Genomic DNA, 19,385 nt, shown 5'->3' on the forward strand with positions numbered 1-19,385 from the left:
GAAGACGAATGACAGGGCAATTAATAAGTTCACGTCTTAAGCTCTTAATACTGATCAAACCCTTTGATAAGCATTTGCCAAAGCATCGGATGAAATATGAGATGATTAAAGCTTTAGAACAGTTTGCAGATGTTTATTATTGGCATCAAGATGGTGATATTAAAGAGATTATTAAAAAAATTGGTGTGACGCCTGATTTTATTTTGCACTATGATGTCGCATGGGACAATACTTTCGCGCCCCATGTAGAAAATTTAGATAAAATCGCTATCCCAAAAGGGTGTTTTGTAATTGACGTGCATTGGAAAAAACAAAAGCGTATTCAATATTTTACTGAAAATCAAATAGATTTGATTTTCTCTGTTTCGAAATATCCATTCTTAAAGGTATTCCCTGCACTTGAAAAGAGATGGCGTTGGGTACCATTTTCAATAGATCCAACTGTATTCAAAGATTGGCATCAATCAAAAGCATACACCTATTTATTGATGGGGCTTGTTCATCATAGTGGCCTCCGTTACCCGGCAAAGGGACGCTATGCCTTTAGGGAGCAAGTGTTGAGCCAGCTTGGTGACGAAGAAGGTTTTGTCTTCTTTAAACATCCTGGGCATCGCACCAAGAAAACACAGCTGTTAAATGAGCAGTTTGCTCAACATTTAAATCGTGCTGAAATCTTTTTTACTTGTGGCAGTGTGATGCAGTATCCAGTATCCAAGTACTTTGAAGCACCGGCATGTCGAACCTTGTTATTGGCGGAAACCAATCCAGATATTGAAGAACTTGGGTTCATTGATGGTGAACATTTTGTTGCTTGTAATCAAGCAAATCTTTATCAAAATGCCCTTTATTATCATGAAAATCCTAAAGAACGTCAAGAAATAACGGATAAAGGCTATGCATTTGTTCAACAGTATCATACGAATCAAGTGCGGGCACAACAATGGATTAAGGAAATCGAGGTGTTTTTACATGGTAGCTAACAGGAAAGCGAAAGATGCTGATTTTTATAATCAGGTTTATCTTAATGGTGGGCAAAATCAAATGTATAAGGTATCTTATCAAGACAGTCCTTATTTTCCAATCTGGAAGCAAGCGATAGAAGCGCTTGAAATGAATGATAAACCGAAAATTTTAGAGTTAGGCTGTGGAGTTGGTCAATTTGCTCAATTTCTCTTCACATACCCTATCGATCGTTACATGGGAATCGATTATAGTGAAGAGGCGATTAAGCAAGCTAAAGCGAGTAATCCATCACATAAAGATTGTTTTATTGTTGACGATATTTACGAGACGACATGGTTAGATTCGGACTATCAAATCGTTATTTTGTTTGAGGTGTTAGAACATCTTGAACATGATTTAGCTGTGTTAGATCGTATAAAAAAAGACAGTCAGATCTGTTTATCTGTCCCAAATTTTGATAGCGCTAGTCATGTTCGCTATTTCCCAACAGAGCAAGCTGTTATCGAGCGTTATCAACATCATTTACAAATTGAAACCATTTCCACTTTTCCTATTAGTCAAAAAAATAAATTATATTTATTAACAGGTGTTAAATAAAACGAACCTTCAATCAGTGGGGGTTCTTGTTCTTCAGAACATTAGTATCCGTTACCGTCCGGCTTGTCAGTTTGGCCACTGTTCTGTATGTTGAAGTGACCGGTTTACGGACGGTCCGGTGATAAACGTGCCGAAGCTCGATTCAACTTTCTGAATCGAGCTTCGGTTTCATTTGTTTTAAGCGTTCTTTAATGGATGTAACTTGTTTTTGGTAAAGAGAGTCATGGTGCAGACTCTTTTTAAAATGCGCCTCTATTCGCTCAGATAAAGCTAAGAAATCCTCTTGTTTTAGTGGATGCGTGGCGTGATATTGCTCGAGCATGTTCCAATAGAGTTTTCCAACATAGAAATGTTTGCAAGCTTGTTGTTCAGTTTGATTTAAAACAGTCCAGTCAATGTTAGGTAAATAAATATCGACAGTGAAATGAGCTACAATATAGTCAATTAAATAGATCATCGATACGATTCGTTCAGCACTAAATGATAGATTATGGTCATGGCGACGGTGACAAAGGACAGGTTGATCAAGGTGATGGTAGCGCCAGCCACCACGTTTGATGTTAACGAGACAATTCAATGTATCTCCGGCGATCGGTTTAGCTGGATCGACTATCCATTCATAATCATGGTCACGATAGTACGCCAGTTTGAATAGACCAATCATTGGTATGACACCCGATCCGAACCGTTCAAAAATAGTTTGCACGATTGCCTGATCATTGTAAGTTTGATAATGCCATGTTGTTATGGGCTTCTCATGCTCGTCAACAAGCATTAAATTACCATAAACGTAATCAACATCATGATGATTACTAAAAAAGTGCACGTAGTTCATTAATACATGTTGGTCGAATAAATAATCATCAGCACTGATCGGTAGCAGATATTCACCTGAAGCTGTTTCGATTAAATCACGCATGGCGATATCAGGAAGTCCTGTATTGTGATCATGGACAATAACTGATATGTTAGCGTGTTTATTTGTATACTGCTGAATGCGTTCAATTGAATCATCGGTTGAGTGATCATCTATAATGATGATCTCAATATTCGAGTAAGTTTGAGCGAGAACAGAACGTAAGCATCGGTCAAGATAATCGGCATAATTGTAGTTAATAATACCAACTGTTACTTTTGGCTGTTGGTTAGCGTCTATTATGACTGGTGATGAAATGGATTGCGATAGTCCTTCAATGACGTTATTGATTTTCTCCATTTTTTCAGTTAGATGATAGTGTTCTTCAATAAAGCGTCGATAGGCTTTGGCGTCGTAGGGTTGGTTAATCACCATATCGACAAACTCAGGGATGGAACTCCAAACCATTGAGGAGTCATAGATCGATTGGGCACCATAGAAGTTGTGAACAAGCGGTTTAATTCCTTTGGCCATTCCTTCCATAATCGACATGTGTTGTGTTTCAAATAGACTAGACGAGATGATGTAGTCTTTATCGGCTAAGTAGTGATTCGGATCGGTTTGCCAACCATCGAAATGCACAGATTTTTCTAGGTCAAGTGCTTTTAGGATTTGGTTGAAATAGAGCTGATAGCGTTGATCTTGAAAAGCCCCAGCGATATGCAGCCTATAATTTGAATCTTGTTCATGTAAAGCTTTAAAGGCATGGATTAACAACATCGGCCCTTTTTTATAATTGATATAGCCTAGTGAAGCCAACCTATAACGATCTCCAGGCGTCTTATATGTGTATTTAGCTAAGTCAACACCATTTTCAATCACGCACGTTTGTTGCTCAGTTAACTGAGGTAATCGCTGTTTGACATATGCTTTGATCGGTTCACCAACAAAGATAATCCGATCAATTGTTTGTAAGTTCACTTGTTTAATATAGTTTGTAAAAGCCTCATAGCTATGAAGACGACAAATTATTTTTTTGTGATAAGCGAGAGCAAGTTGACTTCCATAAACGACGAGGTCATCACACCATTCGAACCAGCAAATATCAGCCCACTGCATGTTCACATCAATTTGTTGCTTCTCTTTTACTAAAACTTTCTTTGTGGTATGTGTTTGAGCTAACTGATTGATAATCGGATTTAAAAAGTTGTCTAAACCGGGTTTAACGAAAAAAACAATCTTCACCATGGGTTCACGCATCCTTTTTTAAAAAAACAGTTTTATCACAGATAAGCGTCCGTAAAATGCCCACCTCAAACTAGAGAACAGTGGAAAATCTATTTAAGTTGGAGCTAACAGACGCTAATCTCCTGATTCACTCAACAAACAATCAGAGGGCGAAGAACGGAAACCCCCACTGATTGAAGTTTCGCTTTATGTGTAGTTATTGTATTCATTTCAGTTCGCTTAGCGTGTGTATTTGTAATAGAGCATGGGATTAAATGCACCTAGATGAGAAAATAGGCATACATTAATACATCATAAGATAAAGGAGTAAACGATTATGTATTATTATCAAAATGTCCCTTATTACCATTTACCTGCCCAACCTTACCGTGGCTATCCCGACGACAGACAACAGCATCAAGAAGATCATGGAAAGCACCCGTATGTCACTAATATTAATCGAGCAACAAAGGAGAACAGGAATTTTCGTAAAGCATTATGGACAGGAGATCACTTGCAAGTGACATTAATGAGCATTGATGTCGGTGATGATATCGGACTCGAAATTCATCGTGATACCGATCAATTTTTAAGAATTGAACAAGGGCGAGCGTTAGTACGAATGGGTAATCGTAGAGATCATTTGCCTTTTCAGCAACATGCAAATAAAGATGATGCGATTATGGTACCTGCAGGCACTTGGCACAACGTGATTAATACAGGCCATGTTCCATTAAAACTTTATTCTATTTATGCACCACCACATCACCCGTTTGGAACCGTTCATCGAACAAAGGAAGACGCAATACATCACCATTAATGATTTTGTAGGTGGTTGACAGGGAAGGGGTCCTTTAACGGGCAGCAATATTAGCATCATAAACGTAGAACGATCATATTAACTGCCCGTGAAATAGGACGCGTCTCTTCGTTTCCTTTCAAGATGATACAATTTAAGTGGAAAAATCACTGTGTTTAGTGGATAATAGTGTTCGATGAAAGCGAATCATAGATGCGTGAAGGGGAGAGGAGTTTGTGAAAGCCACAATGACTTTGATTTCAGAACCGTTATATCCGAATATTGAACCATTTCAATGGGAATTAGCATTGTTTAAAAGTAAACCTGTACGCCGGCTAAAGCATTTAGCTCATTTTGGTGCCGGGTCCTTAGTGTCTCCTGTTATACATAGTCGATATGAGCATACCGTAGGCGTCTGGAAATTGGTTAGTTTCTTTTTTCCTGATGCTATTAATCTTCGAATAGCAGCAATTCTCCATGATATTGGTCATTTACCATTTTCACATGCTGTCGAAGCGCCATTGGGTTTTAATCATCATCAGTTAACCCAAAATTATATTCGAGAAGAGGAAATAACCCATATTCTTGCGCGTTTAGAGATTGAACCAAAAACGATTATTGATTTGTTGGACATGCCAACAGTGATAACTGGAAGAGGGCAAGTGTTGGGGCTGGATCATTTAGATAGTTTTTTTCGCGATACTTATATGTCTGGTCAATTAACAAAGCTGCCTGGATCAATTTTAGCTAACTTAACGTGCACAGCCGATGGTATTGAAACAGATCGAGAAACAGGATGTGACTTAATGGCTCTTATTCTCGCTGATCATCAACTTTTTTTATCACCTTATATGGTGGCGGTTGATCGGCTATTGGCTGAAGCAGTAAAGGCACATTGGCTAGCGGTACCTCAAGTTGATAAAGATCAATTTGCACGTATGATTGATGCAGACCTAATTTTTATGTTACAACATTCGCCCTCAGATAAAGCAAGACAATTAATCAATACCATTTTGTTTAACCCTGATCAAATAAAGATAAGTAAGCAAGCTTCAGCCAACAGTTATCCAATCAGTGTTAGAAAAATATATAACAAGCTTCCTAGAGTAAATGCTACATGTCTCAATGAAGCAAGTAGAATAGAAGAAAAGCTGGCAGATCTAGCCTTTGATGAACGCTATGTATCCGTCTAAATGAGAGATAAAAAATAAGCTTTACAGAATCGATGGGAAGTGTTAAACTATTCAAAATTATTAATGAGCGATGATGAGAAGAGTAGATAAACGATGGCTTTGCAGAGAGCTCCGTTAGCTGAAAAGGAGTAAGCTGGATTTTGTTGAACCAAACCTCTAAGCTTTACACTGGATCCAATCGAGGTGATAGTGTGACGGGAGCTCCCGTTACAGAGCTAGGGTATAAGGACATCATCCTGTACCCGACAAGGTTAATATAGTGATATATTAATAAACTGAGGTGGCACCGCGATCATAATTCCCGCCCTCAAGACTAGGTCTTGGGGGTGGGATTTTTTCTATGTTAAGCAAATGTCAAGTAACGGCATAAATAGTTAAGAGTACCAAATATAAAAAAAGATAGCATCATGCTAACTAGGAATTGTGATCGGGGGAGAGATTCATGAAGTCAAATTTTAATGCGTTTATATCTTATCGCTTTATTTTTTTATTTGTTATTGGTTTGTCACATGTAGGGGAATGGTTATATTTTATTGCACTAAATTTAATCATTTTAGAGAGAACAGGTGCTCCTGCAGCGGTAACGGGCTTATATTTAATCAAACCATTAGCAGCCATGTTTGCAAGCTTCTGGATCGGGAGTGTTATTGATCGCTTAAATAAGCGTCAGTTAATGGTGTGGTTAGATTTAATCCGTGCAGGTCTTATCATACTGTTACCATTGCAAAATCAGTTAACGGTTATTTATCTACTCGTCTTTGCTATTAATATAGCAAGTGCGATGTTTGGGCCAACTTCAATAATTTATATGACAAAATTAATTGAAGAAAAACAACGCAAGTCATTTAATGCGTTTCATAGTCTTGTTACATCAGGGGCTTTTTTGATTGGACCTGCCTTAGCGGGAATATTGTTTGGCTTGGGTACGCCACTTTTGGCGATTTATTTTAATAGCATTGCTTTGCTAGTATCTGGCATATTAACACGATTTATCCCAGATGTTGAAGCGGTAGACTGCACGTTAAGCCAATCAAATCGCTTGTCGTTTCAACAACTCAAGCAAGATTGGCGATCGGTCCTTATTTTTAGTCGGCAATTTCGATTAATTATGTTTATTTATTTTTTATTTAATGCAACCATGATTGGCATGACAAGTGCAGTTGATTCATTGGAAGCCGCTTTTGCTACAGGCGTATTAGCTTTGTCTGATCGGTCATACGGTTTCTTAGTAACACTTGCTGGGGTAGGGGTGTTGAGTGGTGCATCACTCAATACAAGGATGGTTAATAAATGTAATCAATCCTTTATGATGGGAGGGAGTGTCGTTCTTGTTTCTATCGGTTATTGGATTTATGGATGGTCAACCACATTTGTGATTGCTGGATTCGGCTTTTTTATCATTGGTTTTTTTACTTCATTTGCAAATACCGCTTTTTTAACATTTTATCAGCATCATGTCCCTGTTGATATGATGGGGCGAATAAGTAGTATTTATCAAATGGCTGAAGCCATATTTATTATGCTGATGACGGGTCTTATCGGTTTATCAACAGCCTTTTTTTCGCTGCGTTTTATTGTATTAGCTGGTGTCGCAGTGATGTCAATGTTCTCTCTATTACTTTGTTATTTGCTGATTGTCAATGTTAAACGTAAACGTTCCAAACCGCTACTTCACCGATCTACTGACATGATATAATATATGGTAACTGCATCTGATCCATTTTAAAAAGGGGAAATCTTGGTGTATTTGACGATTGCGTATTTAAAAGATGGAAATGCAAAACAAAAATACGTGTATCAGGTATTGCAACAATTAGGGATAATGAATGACTTTTCCTGCTACTCCCCCGTCCTTTGTGGGACGATCCCGTTAGCTATAGATCATGATCACTCTGATTTGGATATTATTATGACAGTCAAGGACTTCCACGTGTTCACTGATGAGGTTAAAGAAGCTTATGGTCAAATGGAAGGATTTCGTGTTAAACTTTATAATGTGCGAAATATACCAACAGTAAAAGTTAATTTCTACTATCATAACTTAGCTTTTGAAATCTTCGCGCAAGACAAGCCAGTGATTGAACAAAATGCTTATTTACACATGATAATAGAAGCAAAATTACTTAGTCTATTCCCAGACTCTAGAAGTAAAGTGATCGCATATAAAAAGCAGGGTTATCATACAGAAGCCGCTTTTTGTAAAGTGTTAGATCTATCAGGAAATGATCCTTTTTCAACACTTTTAGATTATGGCAGAGAAAAGAATTGGGTTATGTAAAACAAAGGGAGCGGAGTATGTTGCAAGAACAAGTAATACGTGTACTGCACATTGGTAAACGAGCAAGTACCTTGAAAAAGTTGACAGAAGTGTGCGTTGACCAGGGCTTTCATGTGAGTTGGACGAATCAACTTAAGCAAATTGAAGTAATCACTGCAACTTATCAAGCCAGTGATTATGATGTGATTACCTTTGAACAAGACATAAATACGGAAACAAAAGAAAAGTTAATGATAAGATTTACAAAGCAAAATCCTCAAATTAAAGTGATCACTAGACTGGCTGCGATCCCGAGTCTCGTTATTGATCAAGTGTATCAAACTTTTCGTTCAGATCAACACGCCTTACACATTGAACGGATAGCCCCTAATCAAATTGAATTAGCTAATCAAAACCGTTGTCATATAATGGTGAAGCATTATTGGGTGAATTGGTTATACCAAAAGAAAGCTGCTGTTCTATTGAATCTTGAAGTTGATAAAGGTGAAATGACCGTGGCGTGGCCTCATAAATCAAAACAAAGTTATGTCACAGTTGTTGCCGATAATCAGGTAATTGAGGTGTTAAGTTAAGAGAAGGGCAAGGGTATCCATTGATTTCATGGGATTGTAGCCCAATGATGATATCTCATGAAGTCAAGATTGCTGCTTTGTTCAATGATGATTATTTCTTGTTGTGGAGAAAGGAGACGGTGACTATGAGCAGATACTTCGTTAGCTTTGTTATTATTTGTATAGTGATTATCTCATTCATTTTTAATCGATCAAACACCGATATTGCTATTGATCGTATAGATTTTAACGAGGTAAAACTCATAGTGACGCCCCTGCTCCTGACCATCAACATGAATTATGGGTGCAATTTCTAAAGAAAGATTCGACAACCTCAGAAGGTCATATTCTTGTTGACCTGATGACGAAGGCATATGATGAGGAACCTGATCGGCATAATGTTATCACAGTCGATCAAGTGCGAACTGTCTATTGGGGTGGAAAGTTAGATCAGACACAGATTGATTACTTTCAAGTTGAGTGGTTAGATGAACAGACGGTTGATATTGCCGGGCACGTGATCAATCCATTTAAAGAAAAGATTGATCATTACCGTGAGTAGTGGAGATAGGAGGGACGGTGTTACTTTTCGAATCAATGACCGTCTCTATAATATTTTTGGCAAAGATTAAAGTGGTGTTGCTCATGAATGCCGATTAAATCGATGCTTTGAATGAAGTTAGGATAGTGGGCAATTGGATCAGGATAGCGAATATGTCCGGCTATTCTTTCATTAAGAGTTGTCACCATCGACTCTAATTTTTTTGTTTCATGCGCTATTTCCTTAAGTAAAGTCGTCGTGCTTATCAATTGTTCAACATGCTTAGGTGGCATAATTATAGAAGGCGCTCGCATGGCTTTGCTGTATTTTTGACGATATTCTAGGTAGATATTATTTATCACAGATAAGCGTCCGTAAAATATCCACCTCAAAATAGAGAACAGTGGTAAATCTGTTGAGCTGGGTGATAACGGACGCTAATGTCCTGATTCACTCAACTAACAATCAGTGGACGAAGAACGAAATTGCCCACTGATTGAAGGTTCGTTTTATTTGTGTTGAGTAGGATGAATGTTTCCAGATCCATGCGATGGGTTTGGCTAATGGTAAATAAACGGTATTTAGTTGTCTAAACCGTTTGACCATTAAATACAGGTGATAATAGGTTTCACCAATTGACCATTTATTTACTTGTGGGCGAGCCCAGACTTGCCAATTATTTTCCGCTATAAAACGGCTGAATATCTCTCTTTGGTCATAGATCTTTTCAAAATGCTTCGTAATCGATGTGTTCTGCATGATTTCCCCGTCAACTTAACTGTTTTTTATATTTTTTTAATTTCTTTACAGCCCAATCGTAGTGACTTGATGTCGCCGATACAAGATAAGAGCCTAAAGAGGTTGTATTCGTCCACTGATAGTATTTTTTAGTAAAGAGCTCTTCATTACTGTGGCGATCGATTAAACAGAACATTTCATTGTGTGAATGGGCTAATAGTGCTTTAGCTGTTTGCAAATCTGTATCTTGATAATGAAGCCAAATCGCATGATTTAGTTCTGCTGTTGTTTTCCAACTGTAACCTTCCCTCGGCATAATCGGTTTTTTACCACTCATCCCAACCTGGTACCATTGCTTCATCATATTGTGCCATTCATGAAGATGAACAAGGACATCACGAATATTACGATCACGGTCTTCAAATGGGAAGGTGCCGTTTTGTTGTACGTCAGTCATAGTGTTTATTAATGTTAATAAGGCTTGATAATTATGTTCAGCTGCTTCGAGAAGTTCTACTTTTGATTTTGGTCTCGCCACGTTTGCCACTTCCTTAACTTCTTTTTGCTAACATCTAACTTTATCACAGATAACCATCTGTAAAATACCCACTGAAGGTTCGTTTTACTCAACAATCGTTAATTTTGACTTACCAGAAAAATACATGAAGGTGCCAAATAATGCGCCACCACACAACCAGATGGTGAGATGGATGAAACCATAAGTATACGTGCCAGTATATAAGAAATCAAAGAGCCCCATTAAGGTAAACATCTGTAATCCCCAAGTTATCCCCATAAATACCGCTTGCCATTTTATTTTTTTCTTTATTATCATGTAATCTTGATAGCTATAAATTTCTTCAATATCTACTTTTGAAACGCGTAACCTAATCGTAATGACCCCAGCATAAGTTAAATTCAGGACGAGAATAAAAAAGTAGTCAATCGATGGACTAGCCTGTTGATAATTAATGAAAAAGAGTCTGACGAACATATAGACCATACTTATACACCACAACCACATTCCTGTATTACCTAAAATGCGGTAAATCTCTTGATATTGAAATTCATCACGATCACGTGAGAAACCTAGTATTCTATTGATTAATTTTGTCTTCATCTTTTTCTGCCTCCCAAAACAATGTGTTTAAATCGGTATGTAACGCTTTAGCGATGTTAATACATAACAGCAAAGAAGGATTATATTTATCTTTTTCAATCATATTAATAGTTTGTCTTGATACACCGATATTTTTGGCCAAGTTTGCTTGTGTTAATCCATGCTTTTTTCGGTAATAGGCGACACGATTCATTAAACGGTTCTCTCCTAGCTTAGATGATCAATTCGATGTCAATTATATTAGACATCAGTAGAAGTGTCAATTATATATATATTTGTTAACATCCCGTACCCAGCGATACCCCCGTTCCATGGACACGGCTTCAGCTAATCGGCATTCAAAGGAAATTTGCCAAAGTAGGTATTCAGCTCGCGATTCATCTTATTTGTCTTATAGATTAAGTGAAAGATGTTCATTCATTATTTATAACAAGTTATCACTTTAAATGAACGTGTTAGGACATTCATGCTGTTATATATTAAAAAACGCGTTACGATAATAACAAGAAAGGGGGAAACGAGTTGAAGATTGATATCGATATTAATGAAGATTATGGCGAGGAAATTGAGGTAGCTATCCGATCAAGATCCTGGTCTAAAGCACTTGACCAAGTGATTCAAAACATAAAACGAGTAGATGTCAAACGGATTACGGGTATTGACGGTGAGCAAACGCTGGTTTTATCGCCAGAATCAATTGACTTTATTTTTGCTCAAAATAGAAAGGTATATGCGAGTGTAAAGGGCCGGTCGATCCAGATAAATATGAAACTTTATCAACTTGAGCAATTATTAATGCCTGCTGATTTTACCCGTTTTTCGAAATCAGTACTTGGTAATTTAAAGCGAATAACCAAATTTGAGTTGTCATTTAACGGGAATTTATGTGTTTATTTTAAAACAGGGAGTAGCACGTATGTATCAAGAAAATATGTCAATGACATTAAAACAAAATTGTTAATGGATGGTGATAAAAATCATGAATGAGATCATTAAACGGATATGGGTTGGTTTTGGTTTTGCGAGCGTACTCACATTTGTTGCATTGTCATTAATAGTCTTGCAACAAGTCGATACTTCAGTGTATGAAGTTTGGCAACATATGCTTGGCAGTTTAGTAATGGGCGCTTATTTTGGCGTTGCCTCATTTATTTTTGAGCAAGAAAGATGGAGTCCGCTTATACAGACGGTTGCTCATTTTTCACTCTCTATCCTAGTGTGGTTACCACTTGCTTTATTTTTAGGTTGGGTACCACTAGGTTGGTGGACAATTATTATCGGTGTCTTTAGTTTTACCGTGGTTTATTGCTTATTTTGGCTAGGTTCTACGCTCTATTTCAAAAGCGTATTGAAACAATTGAATCAGATGGTTAAATAGCACGTGAGGCAGTTCGAAGCATTCGAACTGCCTTCTTTGTTAAAAGGATGGTTCGCTGTTCGAGTGAAAAAAGATATGTTAAACTATGGTAAACTATTGCAAAAGAAAAATAGGAGGATGTTTGTTGATGATTTATATAGGTTTAACAGGCTGGGGTGATCATTATTCACTATATCCTGCTGATCTAAAGGCTAAAGACAAACTTGCTGAATATAGTAGTTATTTTCCAACTGTTGAAGTTGATGCTTCTTTTTATGCTGTTCAGCCAATCCGTAATGCTGAAAAATGGGTGAACGAAACCCCGCAATCTTTTCGTTTTGTTGTTAAAGCATATCAAGGGATGACCGGTCATCAACGAACAGAGTTGCCTTATCCAAGCAAAACAGAAATGTTTGAAGCCTTTAAGGCATCGCTCGTTCCTTACATAGAAGCAGATAAATTGGCGATGGTACTTTTTCAATTTCCACCTTGGTTTGATTGTAAAGAAGAGCACATCCTTTATTTGAAATATTGTAAGCAACGGATGGCTAACATCCCTGTTGCGTTAGAGTTTAGACATCAGTCTTGGTTTGCTAAACCGAATCGAGAGAAAACATTGACCTATATGCGAACAGACAACTGGATTCATGCTATCGCTGATGAACCACAAGCTGGCGATGGCTCAATTCCAATCGTGCCCGAAGCAACCAATCAGCAAACCACGCTGATTAGATTTCATGGTCGAAATGTTCACGGGTGGAACAGACCGAAAACAAAGTCTACCAATTGGCGAGAAGTTCGATATTTATATAATTATAATCAAGCAGAATTATTGGAATGGAAACAACGTATCAAGGTACTCGAAGAGCAGTCACAGGATATTTATTTGTTATTCAATAACAATTCAGGTGGTGATGCAGCAAATAATGCCCAAACCCTTCAGCAGATGCTTGGTATTGACTATCAGGATTTAGCATCACAACAACTTCGGTTATTTTGAAGAAAGATAGACTGGGGGTACAGCATTGTGAATGTGATGGAGAAATTATATACACTGCTTATTATTGCTCAAACAAGAAAAGTAATAAGCATTAAGACATGATCTCCAGTTTGGAAAATACACTTCCAATTGAATCGGAAATAAATAAACCTGCTTTGTGCTGGTTAATTTCTGTTGTATTAATAACGACGAGGTGTTCGCCTTGAAAGTAATCGACTAAATAGGCTGCTGGATAGACCGTTAAAGACGTACCACCGATAATTAGTAATTCACACTGATTAATCAATGAAACGGCTGCTTGCCAGCGGCTTTGGTCAAGTGGCTCTTCGTATAAGACAACATCTGGTTTAATCGTACCGCCACATGTACAGGTTGGAAGGGTCTCTGCATGTTTTATCTTTAGAGGCGGATAATGCTTATGACAATGAAGGCAATAGTTGTTATTAATCGTTCCGTGTAATTCAATCACGTGGTGTGAACCAGCTTTTTGATGGAGGCCATCGATATTTTGTGTGATAATACCTTTGAGCTTTCCCGCTTGTTCAAGTTTAGCAAGTTGAATGTGGGCTGGATTTGGTTCTGCACCTAGCGTAAGCAATTTTTGCTTATAAAAATGAAAGAACACGTGTGGATGCGTTGAGAAGAATGAATGACTTAAGATTTGTTCTGGTGGATACGCATAGTCCTGATTATATAAACCGTTATGACTTCTGAAATCAGGGATGCCACTTTCTGTTGAAACACCTGCACCACCGAAGAATACAATGTGATTTGTTTTATCAATTAAATCTTGAAGTTGGTTAATATTATCCATGTCACGCCCCTCTTTCGTTATTAAAGTACGTACTATGTTTACATTAGTCTACCATATATTTTGTCACAGATAACCGTCCGTAAACCACCCACCTCAAAATAGAGCGTAGGGCAAAGCTCTATATAGGTGTGTAGTGACGGCGGCTAATGTCTTGACAGACTCAACTAACAAGCAGTGGGCGAAGAACGAAAATGCTCATTGATTGAAGATTCATCGTATAAGTTTATAGACAACATAAGCTATGGGGGAACATATTTAGTCTAAGCTTTGAAATAGAAAATATAATGTATCATCATTTAAAGGGAGATCTGCGTATGTATAACAATAAAATTATAGAACATTTACAAAAATTTGGTGTGGATATTAAACAAGATCAGTTAAAATCACATAATAATAGGGTTTTAGTCAGCAAGTCCTTTACCTTTGATGCAGCCCATCACCTTCATGCTTATCAAGGCAAGTGCGCCACATTGCACGGTCACACTTACGAAGTTATTTTTGGCATTAGTGGATACACGAATGAAATTGGTCTTGTTATCGACTTTAGTGAAATTAAAAAAATTTGGAAAGACCAAATTGAAATCGATCTTGATCATCAATATTTAAACGAGAGTTTGCCGGCAATGAACACGACGGCCGAAAATTTAGTTGTTTGGATTTATCAAAAGATGGAACAAGCATTAACGAAGGCTGGCCAACGTGATCTTCAACTTGAGTTTGTTAGACTCTTTGAAACACCAACGAGTTATGCAGAGGCTAGAAGGGAATGGATGTGATGACGCGTTATCCTGTTTTAGAAATCTTTGGACCAACGATTCAGGGAGAAGGTATGGTGGCGGGGCGAAAAACGATGTTTATTCGAACAGCTGGATGTGATTATAGTTGTTCATGGTGTGATTCAGCTTTTACTTGGGATGGCAGTGCAAAAGAAGAAATTAAGATGTTGACAGCTTCAGAGATTATGACGAGACTCCATGCTATCGGTCAAGATCAATTCGATCATGTCACGATATCAGGAGGAAATCCTGCTTTATTGAAAGACCTTGATCAATTGATTCAACTTTTACAGCAAAATCAGCTAGAAGTTGCGATAGAAACACAAGGGACGCGTTGGCAATCATGGTTTCTATTAATTGATGATTTAACTTTATCGCCAAAACCGCCAAGTTCCGGAATGAAAACCGATTGGAATAAACTCGATACTATTATTAATCATTTAAGAGATAACAACCGGCTAGCACATACATCATTAAAAATAGTTGTTTTTGATGATCAAGATTTTCAATATGCCGAAACTGTCCATCAACGCTATCCTGATCTATTATTTTATATACAAGTAGGTAATCCCGATTTAATGGAAACGGAGGTCCCACAGTTAGCAAAGTTACTGTTGGAAAAATATCAGTGGTTAATTAATAAAACAATTAAATCAACAAAGTTAAATAAAGTTAGAGTACTTCCGCAACTACATACATTAATATGGGGGAATAAGCGTGGGGTTTAAAGAAGTAGCGGTTGTGTAGATAACGCTTCTCCACTCTATTTAAGTTGGTCGGCTGGAATCAAAGTTAAAAATGAATGAAGTGAAGGGAGGTGTAGATGACTTGAAGGCATCTATCATTTATTTTATTGTAACCTTTTGTCTTATTATGGCTAGCTTGTTTGGTTTATTTGGTCAAGATCTCGCTTACGCTATCAATGCATATGTTCCAGCAGTGACATTAACAACAGCTATAACGCTTGTCACTTTCACGAGTATTGGCATCTATATAATGATCCCGCTTATTTGCTGGATTTCTAAACATGTAAAAAGACGAGCTTTTATGATAATTACGAGAATAAATTGTATTTTAGGCTTGCCTATTTCAATTTGGTCACTGTTTGTTTGGGTGATGTGGATGGGTTAACGATAGATTCATCCCATGCCCCCCATCTTAGTGTAAGGTGGGGGGCAGGCGCGGGAAATCGACTTTTATCACAGCTAGCCCTCCGTAAAACGTCGCTTCAAATTAGAGCATGGAGCAAATCTATTTAGACGGGTGCTAATGCCCTGATTCACTCAGCTACCAATCAGTGGGTGAAGAACGAAAGCGTTGACTGATTGAAGTTGCGTTTTATGGGGTGATAGTGACTTGTGTGCCAATCGGAATCGTAGCAGCTAGTTCTTCAACATCATGATTATACATCCGAATACAGCCACGTGAAACGGCCTTGCCAATTGATGATGGATCATTCGTCCCGTGAATACCATAGTGTTGTTTGGATAACGACATCCACATCGTACCATAAGGTCCACCTGGATTAGGTGCTTTATTAATAATAACAAATTGTCCGATAGGTGTTTGACTAAGGATTTGTCCCACGGCTATCGGGTATGTTTTTAGTGGTACATGATCACTTAACAAGGTTAATGTTCGTTGCGCAATCGATACATGAATTTGATAGGGTAGCTGTTCTGGGTTCGGTAGTCCAGGGATGATTACTGGCTGTCCAACGAAGATCAGATCAGGATTAATTTGAGGATTTGCTTGGATCAGATCAGTTAAGCTTACGCGATAATCACGTGCGATGATTGATAACGTTTCTCCTTCTTTAACTATGTGATAATACATTATTTTCACTCCATTTAGCTTTTGCTTTAGGATATGCGCCTTTAGCTGTTTATGCTTTTTTAAGAAACCGGAGAATAAGCGCTAGTATCTCTTAAATTAAGATAAAATCCCGCCTTGAAGAAGGCGGGATTTTAACGCGTTCTCAAAAGTTGGCTTAGCCACCCTTGCTAGGTACATGGAATAAAAGGGAGCACGACCAGGCAACTCAGAGAAATAAAGTTGCTGCTGTTAATCAAATAAAGTAATAATGAGCGACGTTGTTTTCAAGAAAAAAATTTGTTCTCTTTCTCAAAACTGGTAATCAATGTATAGCTTGCGATTAGCAAAGATATTTCCCAAGTCCCCCATATAAAGCGAGGCAGTTCGATGGTTGTGAATATAATGGGTAGATATGGAAATATAAAAAGCGGTAGACTAACAAAAATAAATTTATTAAGATTAAATACCCATTTATGATGTACTTTAAATCGTTTGAGCATTATCGGTAGAGCTAAATAAACCCCTAATCCTGCATATAATGCATTAACACGAAAAACCCATGAGCCCCATTCAACATCACCTGTTTGAACCGAGTGGATGTTGTTGTTGACGATCAACCATAGTAATAGCAGCAGACCGATTAGATAAATGAAAGAGAGTAGACTTTCTTTTATGGTAAATTTCATACGTGCTCCTTTCTAACACTTTATTACAGATAATCGCTTCCCTCTCTAATAGAGAACAAAACCCTCTATATTAAGGCGAAAGCTAACGGCTATTCATGTTTTGATTCAGGCAACGACCATCAGTGCGAGCGAATCAATCCTACTGATTGAATGTTCGCTTTACCTGCCTTTATTGTATAAAATTCTACAAAAACGTATGGAATCCTTTAATAATTTTTTAGACTAAATCCATAGCTGTATTCGTATAGTGATATTAGACAAAAGGAAAGTAGGTGCTGTTTTGAGCATGTTTAATCCAGAGCATTTATTTGTTGTTTTTAACCCCCCAGTAGGTAATATATCACCAATAAACGGTAGGAAATATACCTTGACGCATTCAGATCAGACAGGATATTTGTTTCTGACTATTGGCCTAACATATGACGAGGATAAAATCACTGACCTACGTGATGAAGTGTTGGCTGAATGGTCTGTGCAAGACGGTGTTTATATGCTCTGTGTTAAGGTTTATCTTGGGAATGGAGAATTCAAGACCGTAAAGCGTCGAGATCGCATTTTTAGACAAAAACTTCCCTTAGCATTAGAGGCTATTTTTTTGGGCGATCGGGCTTTTTTAATGGCTCACGAACAACTTTATGCAGCACCCATTAAAATATGCTTTGAATCATCGAATTCGAGTTATCATCGTTGCGAAAATTGGGGAACACCAATGGATTATTTGTTTTATGCGAACTAGCTAGACAGTGAACATCAATGAAAATATGAATTTATAGACCAAATTGATTGAAGTGGATGATAACGGACACTGATATTCCTAATTCACTCAACTAAACATCAGTGGGAGAAAAACGAAAACGCCCACTGATGTAAGTTGTTGTCTTCTTTGTTAACAATAGTGTGTTTTCGACCTTCCTAAAATAGTATAATAGTAAGCGAAGGTAATATGAAACCAAACATATCAAAGGGGGTGATCTTATCAAGTATTACATAAGAGAGCTTTTGCCAACAGACTGGTCACAGGTGAAAAAAATCTATGAAGAAGGGATTGCTAGTGGGCATGCAACCTTTGAACGTGAAGCACCAACATGGACAGCATGGGATGCTTCACATTTAAAGGTTTGCCGTTGGGTCGCTATTCAAGGTGATCGTGTTTTAGGTTGGGTGGCACTCAGTCCGACTTCAAGTCGTTGTGTTTATCGTGGTGTAACAGAAGTAAGTGTTTATATTGGTTGCGATGATAGAGGAAATGGTGTAGGGCGAGCGCTGTTAAAAAAGGTCATCGAATCAAGTGAACAAGAAGGGATTTGGACGATTCACTCAGGGATCTTTCCAGAGAATAAAGCAAGTGTTGCTTTACATCAATCACTTGGTTTTCGTCAAGTCGGTTACTTTGAACGGATTGGTAAGATGAAGGATAAGTGGAGAGATACGATTTATTTAGAAAGACGTAGTCAAGTTGTTGGGATAAATTAAAGGAGTGTCGAGATGGCGATTTTATTTAAAGCGATTGACCAAAGTAATTATAAAATATGTGCTAAGTTAGCTGTGGAAGAAGATCAAAAGTTATTCGTCGCACCCAACTGGTACTCCTTATTAGAGGCAAATTATGAAGCTAATCGCAAGCCTTTTGCGATTTATTATGATGAAGAGATGGTTGGTTTTATTATGTTTAGCTTTCTCCCAAGTGATTCTGATTATTCAATCGATTCTTGGTGGATTGAGCGGTTTATGATTGACGAGAAACATCAGCAAAAAGGATATGGAACACAATCTTTACTGCAAGCGATTGACTATTTTAAAGCGCATTTTGATCAAAGTGAACTGAGAATTTCTGCTGAACCTGAAAACAAGGTAGCGATCACTTTATATGAACGGCACGGTTTTGAAAAAACAGGAGAAACGGTTGGAAATGAAACGGTATTGTTGTTAGTACTACACTAATAATAAAAGATAATGTTGCAAACTTATGAAAGAGGTTGGGACAAAAGTAAAAGACGTAAGATCAGTTGCGAATGATCCGTTTGTTTTGTGAATGGATTATTCGTCTTTATTATATTAAAACGAATGATACCAA

26 protein-coding genes and 1 other annotated feature are annotated in these 19,385 nt (G+C 37.7%); of the genes, 17 read left to right on the forward strand and 9 right to left on the reverse strand.

Going from position 1 to position 19,385, the window contains the following annotated elements; translation table 11 throughout:
* Positions 1-8 precede the first annotated feature (8 nt).
* Positions 9-980 (forward strand): glycosyltransferase, encoded by a 972-nt coding sequence (locus tag B494_RS0113535; protein ID WP_017472923.1) that lies wholly within the window; start codon positions 9-11, stop codon positions 978-980.
* The gene (locus B494_RS0113540; protein WP_017472924.1) at positions 970-1,560 is read left to right on the forward strand and encodes a class I SAM-dependent methyltransferase; all 591 of its coding nucleotides are present in this window, start codon (positions 970-972) and stop codon (positions 1,558-1,560) included. Before B494_RS0113535 ends, B494_RS0113540 begins: the two co-directional genes overlap by 11 nt.
* A 142-nt stretch (positions 1,561-1,702) precedes the next feature.
* On the opposite strand, the gene B494_RS0113545 is transcribed toward B494_RS0113540, so the two are convergent.
* The gene (locus B494_RS0113545; protein ID WP_017472925.1) at positions 1,703-3,664 is read right to left on the reverse strand and encodes a glycosyltransferase; all 1,962 of its coding nucleotides are present in this window, start codon (positions 3,662-3,664) and stop codon (positions 1,703-1,705) included.
* A gap of 316 nt (positions 3,665-3,980) precedes the next feature.
* Here B494_RS0113545 and B494_RS0113550 point away from each other — a divergent pair, with 316 nt between their 5' ends.
* The 6 genes from B494_RS0113550 (at position 3,981) to B494_RS0113575 (ending at position 9,026) form a co-directional block, all read left to right on the forward strand.
* Complete coding sequence (locus tag B494_RS0113550; RefSeq protein ID WP_017472926.1) at positions 3,981-4,463, forward strand: cupin domain-containing protein; 483 nt, start codon at positions 3,981-3,983, stop codon at positions 4,461-4,463.
* Positions 4,464-4,678: 215 nt separating this feature from the next.
* Complete coding sequence (locus tag B494_RS0113555; RefSeq protein WP_017472927.1) at positions 4,679-5,635, forward strand: HD domain-containing protein; 957 nt, start codon at positions 4,679-4,681, stop codon at positions 5,633-5,635.
* Positions 5,636-5,696: 61 nt separating this feature from the next.
* Positions 5,697-5,947: a binding site (T-box leader), on the forward strand.
* 130 nt (positions 5,948-6,077) lie between these two features.
* Positions 6,078-7,331: an MFS transporter gene (locus B494_RS0113560; protein ID WP_017472928.1), complete on the forward strand. Its 1,254-nt coding sequence runs from the start codon at positions 6,078-6,080 to the stop codon at positions 7,329-7,331.
* Positions 7,332-7,376: 45 nt separating this feature from the next.
* Positions 7,377-7,913 (forward strand): DUF4269 domain-containing protein, encoded by a 537-nt coding sequence (locus B494_RS0113565; protein ID WP_017472929.1) that lies wholly within the window; start codon positions 7,377-7,379, stop codon positions 7,911-7,913.
* Positions 7,914-7,933: 20 nt separating this feature from the next.
* Positions 7,934-8,485, forward strand: a complete 552-nt coding sequence (locus B494_RS0113570; protein ID WP_144032246.1) for a hypothetical protein — start codon at positions 7,934-7,936, stop codon at positions 8,483-8,485.
* Between the two features lie 283 nt (positions 8,486-8,768).
* A complete protein-coding gene (locus B494_RS0113575; RefSeq protein ID WP_017472931.1) occupies positions 8,769-9,026 on the forward strand; it encodes a hypothetical protein in 258 nt (85 codons plus the stop codon).
* Positions 9,027-9,058: 32 nt separating this feature from the next.
* Here the strand turns inward: B494_RS0113575 and B494_RS19435 are convergent, their stop codons facing one another.
* The 5 genes from B494_RS19435 to B494_RS0113595 all read right to left on the reverse strand — a co-directional run bounded on the left by B494_RS19435 (position 9,059) and on the right by B494_RS0113595 (position 11,056).
* A complete protein-coding gene (locus B494_RS19435; protein WP_051128261.1) occupies positions 9,059-9,367 on the reverse strand; it encodes a hypothetical protein in 309 nt (102 codons plus the stop codon).
* 103 nt (positions 9,368-9,470) lie between these two features.
* Complete coding sequence (locus tag B494_RS19440) at positions 9,471-9,764, reverse strand: hypothetical protein (RefSeq protein ID WP_051128263.1); 294 nt, start codon at positions 9,762-9,764, stop codon at positions 9,471-9,473.
* A 10-nt stretch (positions 9,765-9,774) separates the two neighbouring features.
* Complete coding sequence (locus tag B494_RS0113585; protein WP_017472932.1) at positions 9,775-10,281, reverse strand: ClbS/DfsB family four-helix bundle protein; 507 nt, start codon at positions 10,279-10,281, stop codon at positions 9,775-9,777.
* Positions 10,282-10,365: 84 nt separating this feature from the next.
* Entirely contained in the window at positions 10,366-10,863 is a 498-nt protein-coding gene (locus tag B494_RS0113590; RefSeq protein WP_017472933.1) for a DUF3278 domain-containing protein, read from the reverse strand.
* Positions 10,841-11,056 (reverse strand): helix-turn-helix transcriptional regulator, encoded by a 216-nt coding sequence (locus B494_RS0113595; RefSeq protein WP_017472934.1) that lies wholly within the window; start codon positions 11,054-11,056, stop codon positions 10,841-10,843. Before B494_RS0113595 ends, B494_RS0113590 begins: the two co-directional genes overlap by 23 nt.
* Before the next feature lie 329 nt (positions 11,057-11,385).
* Between B494_RS0113595 and B494_RS0113600 the strand changes: the two genes are divergently transcribed.
* The 3 genes from B494_RS0113600 to B494_RS0113610 all read left to right on the forward strand — a co-directional run bounded on the left by B494_RS0113600 (position 11,386) and on the right by B494_RS0113610 (position 13,220).
* On the forward strand, positions 11,386-11,850 hold the full coding sequence (locus tag B494_RS0113600) for a LytTR family DNA-binding domain-containing protein (protein ID WP_017472935.1): 465 nt from the start codon (positions 11,386-11,388) through the stop codon (positions 11,848-11,850).
* Positions 11,843-12,241, forward strand: coding sequence for a DUF3021 domain-containing protein (locus tag B494_RS0113605; RefSeq protein ID WP_017472936.1), 399 nt, complete (start codon positions 11,843-11,845; stop codon positions 12,239-12,241). Before B494_RS0113600 ends, B494_RS0113605 begins: the two co-directional genes overlap by 8 nt.
* A gap of 127 nt (positions 12,242-12,368) precedes the next feature.
* Positions 12,369-13,220: a DUF72 domain-containing protein gene (locus B494_RS0113610; protein WP_017472937.1), complete on the forward strand. Its 852-nt coding sequence runs from the start codon at positions 12,369-12,371 to the stop codon at positions 13,218-13,220.
* 91 nt (positions 13,221-13,311) lie between these two features.
* Here B494_RS0113610 and B494_RS0113615 read toward each other — a convergent pair whose 3' ends face one another.
* Complete coding sequence (locus tag B494_RS0113615; RefSeq protein ID WP_017472938.1) at positions 13,312-14,034, reverse strand: NAD-dependent protein deacylase; 723 nt, start codon at positions 14,032-14,034, stop codon at positions 13,312-13,314.
* A gap of 314 nt (positions 14,035-14,348) precedes the next feature.
* On the opposite strand from B494_RS0113615, the gene queD reads away from it, so the two are divergent.
* The 3 genes from queD to B494_RS0113630 all read left to right on the forward strand — a co-directional run bounded on the left by queD (position 14,349) and on the right by B494_RS0113630 (position 15,941).
* Positions 14,349-14,810, forward strand: coding sequence for a 6-carboxytetrahydropterin synthase QueD (gene queD / locus B494_RS0113620; protein WP_017472939.1), 462 nt, complete (start codon positions 14,349-14,351; stop codon positions 14,808-14,810).
* Positions 14,810-15,538 carry a 7-carboxy-7-deazaguanine synthase QueE gene (gene queE, locus B494_RS0113625; protein WP_017472940.1) on the forward strand — a complete coding sequence of 243 codons (729 nt, stop codon included), beginning with the start codon at positions 14,810-14,812 and terminating at the stop codon, positions 15,536-15,538. The genes queD and queE overlap by 1 nt, the downstream gene beginning before the upstream one ends.
* A gap of 100 nt (positions 15,539-15,638) precedes the next feature.
* Positions 15,639-15,941, forward strand: a complete 303-nt coding sequence (locus B494_RS0113630) for a hypothetical protein (RefSeq protein ID WP_144032247.1) — start codon at positions 15,639-15,641, stop codon at positions 15,939-15,941.
* Positions 15,942-16,148: 207 nt separating this feature from the next.
* Here the strand turns inward: B494_RS0113630 and B494_RS0113635 are convergent, their stop codons facing one another.
* On the reverse strand, positions 16,149-16,646 hold the full coding sequence (locus B494_RS0113635; protein ID WP_017472942.1) for a L,D-transpeptidase family protein: 498 nt from the start codon (positions 16,644-16,646) through the stop codon (positions 16,149-16,151).
* Between the two features lie 263 nt (positions 16,647-16,909).
* Complete coding sequence (locus tag B494_RS0113640) at positions 16,910-17,311, reverse strand: hypothetical protein (protein WP_017472943.1); 402 nt, start codon at positions 17,309-17,311, stop codon at positions 16,910-16,912.
* Between the two features lie 286 nt (positions 17,312-17,597).
* Here B494_RS0113640 and B494_RS0113645 point away from each other — a divergent pair, with 286 nt between their 5' ends.
* The 3 genes from B494_RS0113645 to B494_RS0113655 all read left to right on the forward strand — a co-directional run bounded on the left by B494_RS0113645 (position 17,598) and on the right by B494_RS0113655 (position 19,252).
* Positions 17,598-18,047, forward strand: coding sequence for a staygreen family protein (locus B494_RS0113645; RefSeq protein WP_017472944.1), 450 nt, complete (start codon positions 17,598-17,600; stop codon positions 18,045-18,047).
* Positions 18,048-18,331: 284 nt separating this feature from the next.
* Entirely contained in the window at positions 18,332-18,784 is a 453-nt protein-coding gene (locus tag B494_RS0113650; protein ID WP_241211426.1) for a GNAT family N-acetyltransferase, read from the forward strand.
* 12 nt (positions 18,785-18,796) lie between these two features.
* Entirely contained in the window at positions 18,797-19,252 is a 456-nt protein-coding gene (locus B494_RS0113655) for a GNAT family N-acetyltransferase (RefSeq protein WP_017472946.1), read from the forward strand.
* Positions 19,253-19,385: the final 133 nt, after the last annotated feature.

This window comes from Amphibacillus jilinensis Y1 (assembly GCF_000306965.1).
Classification (GTDB): Bacteria; Bacillota; Bacilli; order Bacillales; family Amphibacillaceae; genus Amphibacillus_C; species Amphibacillus_C jilinensis.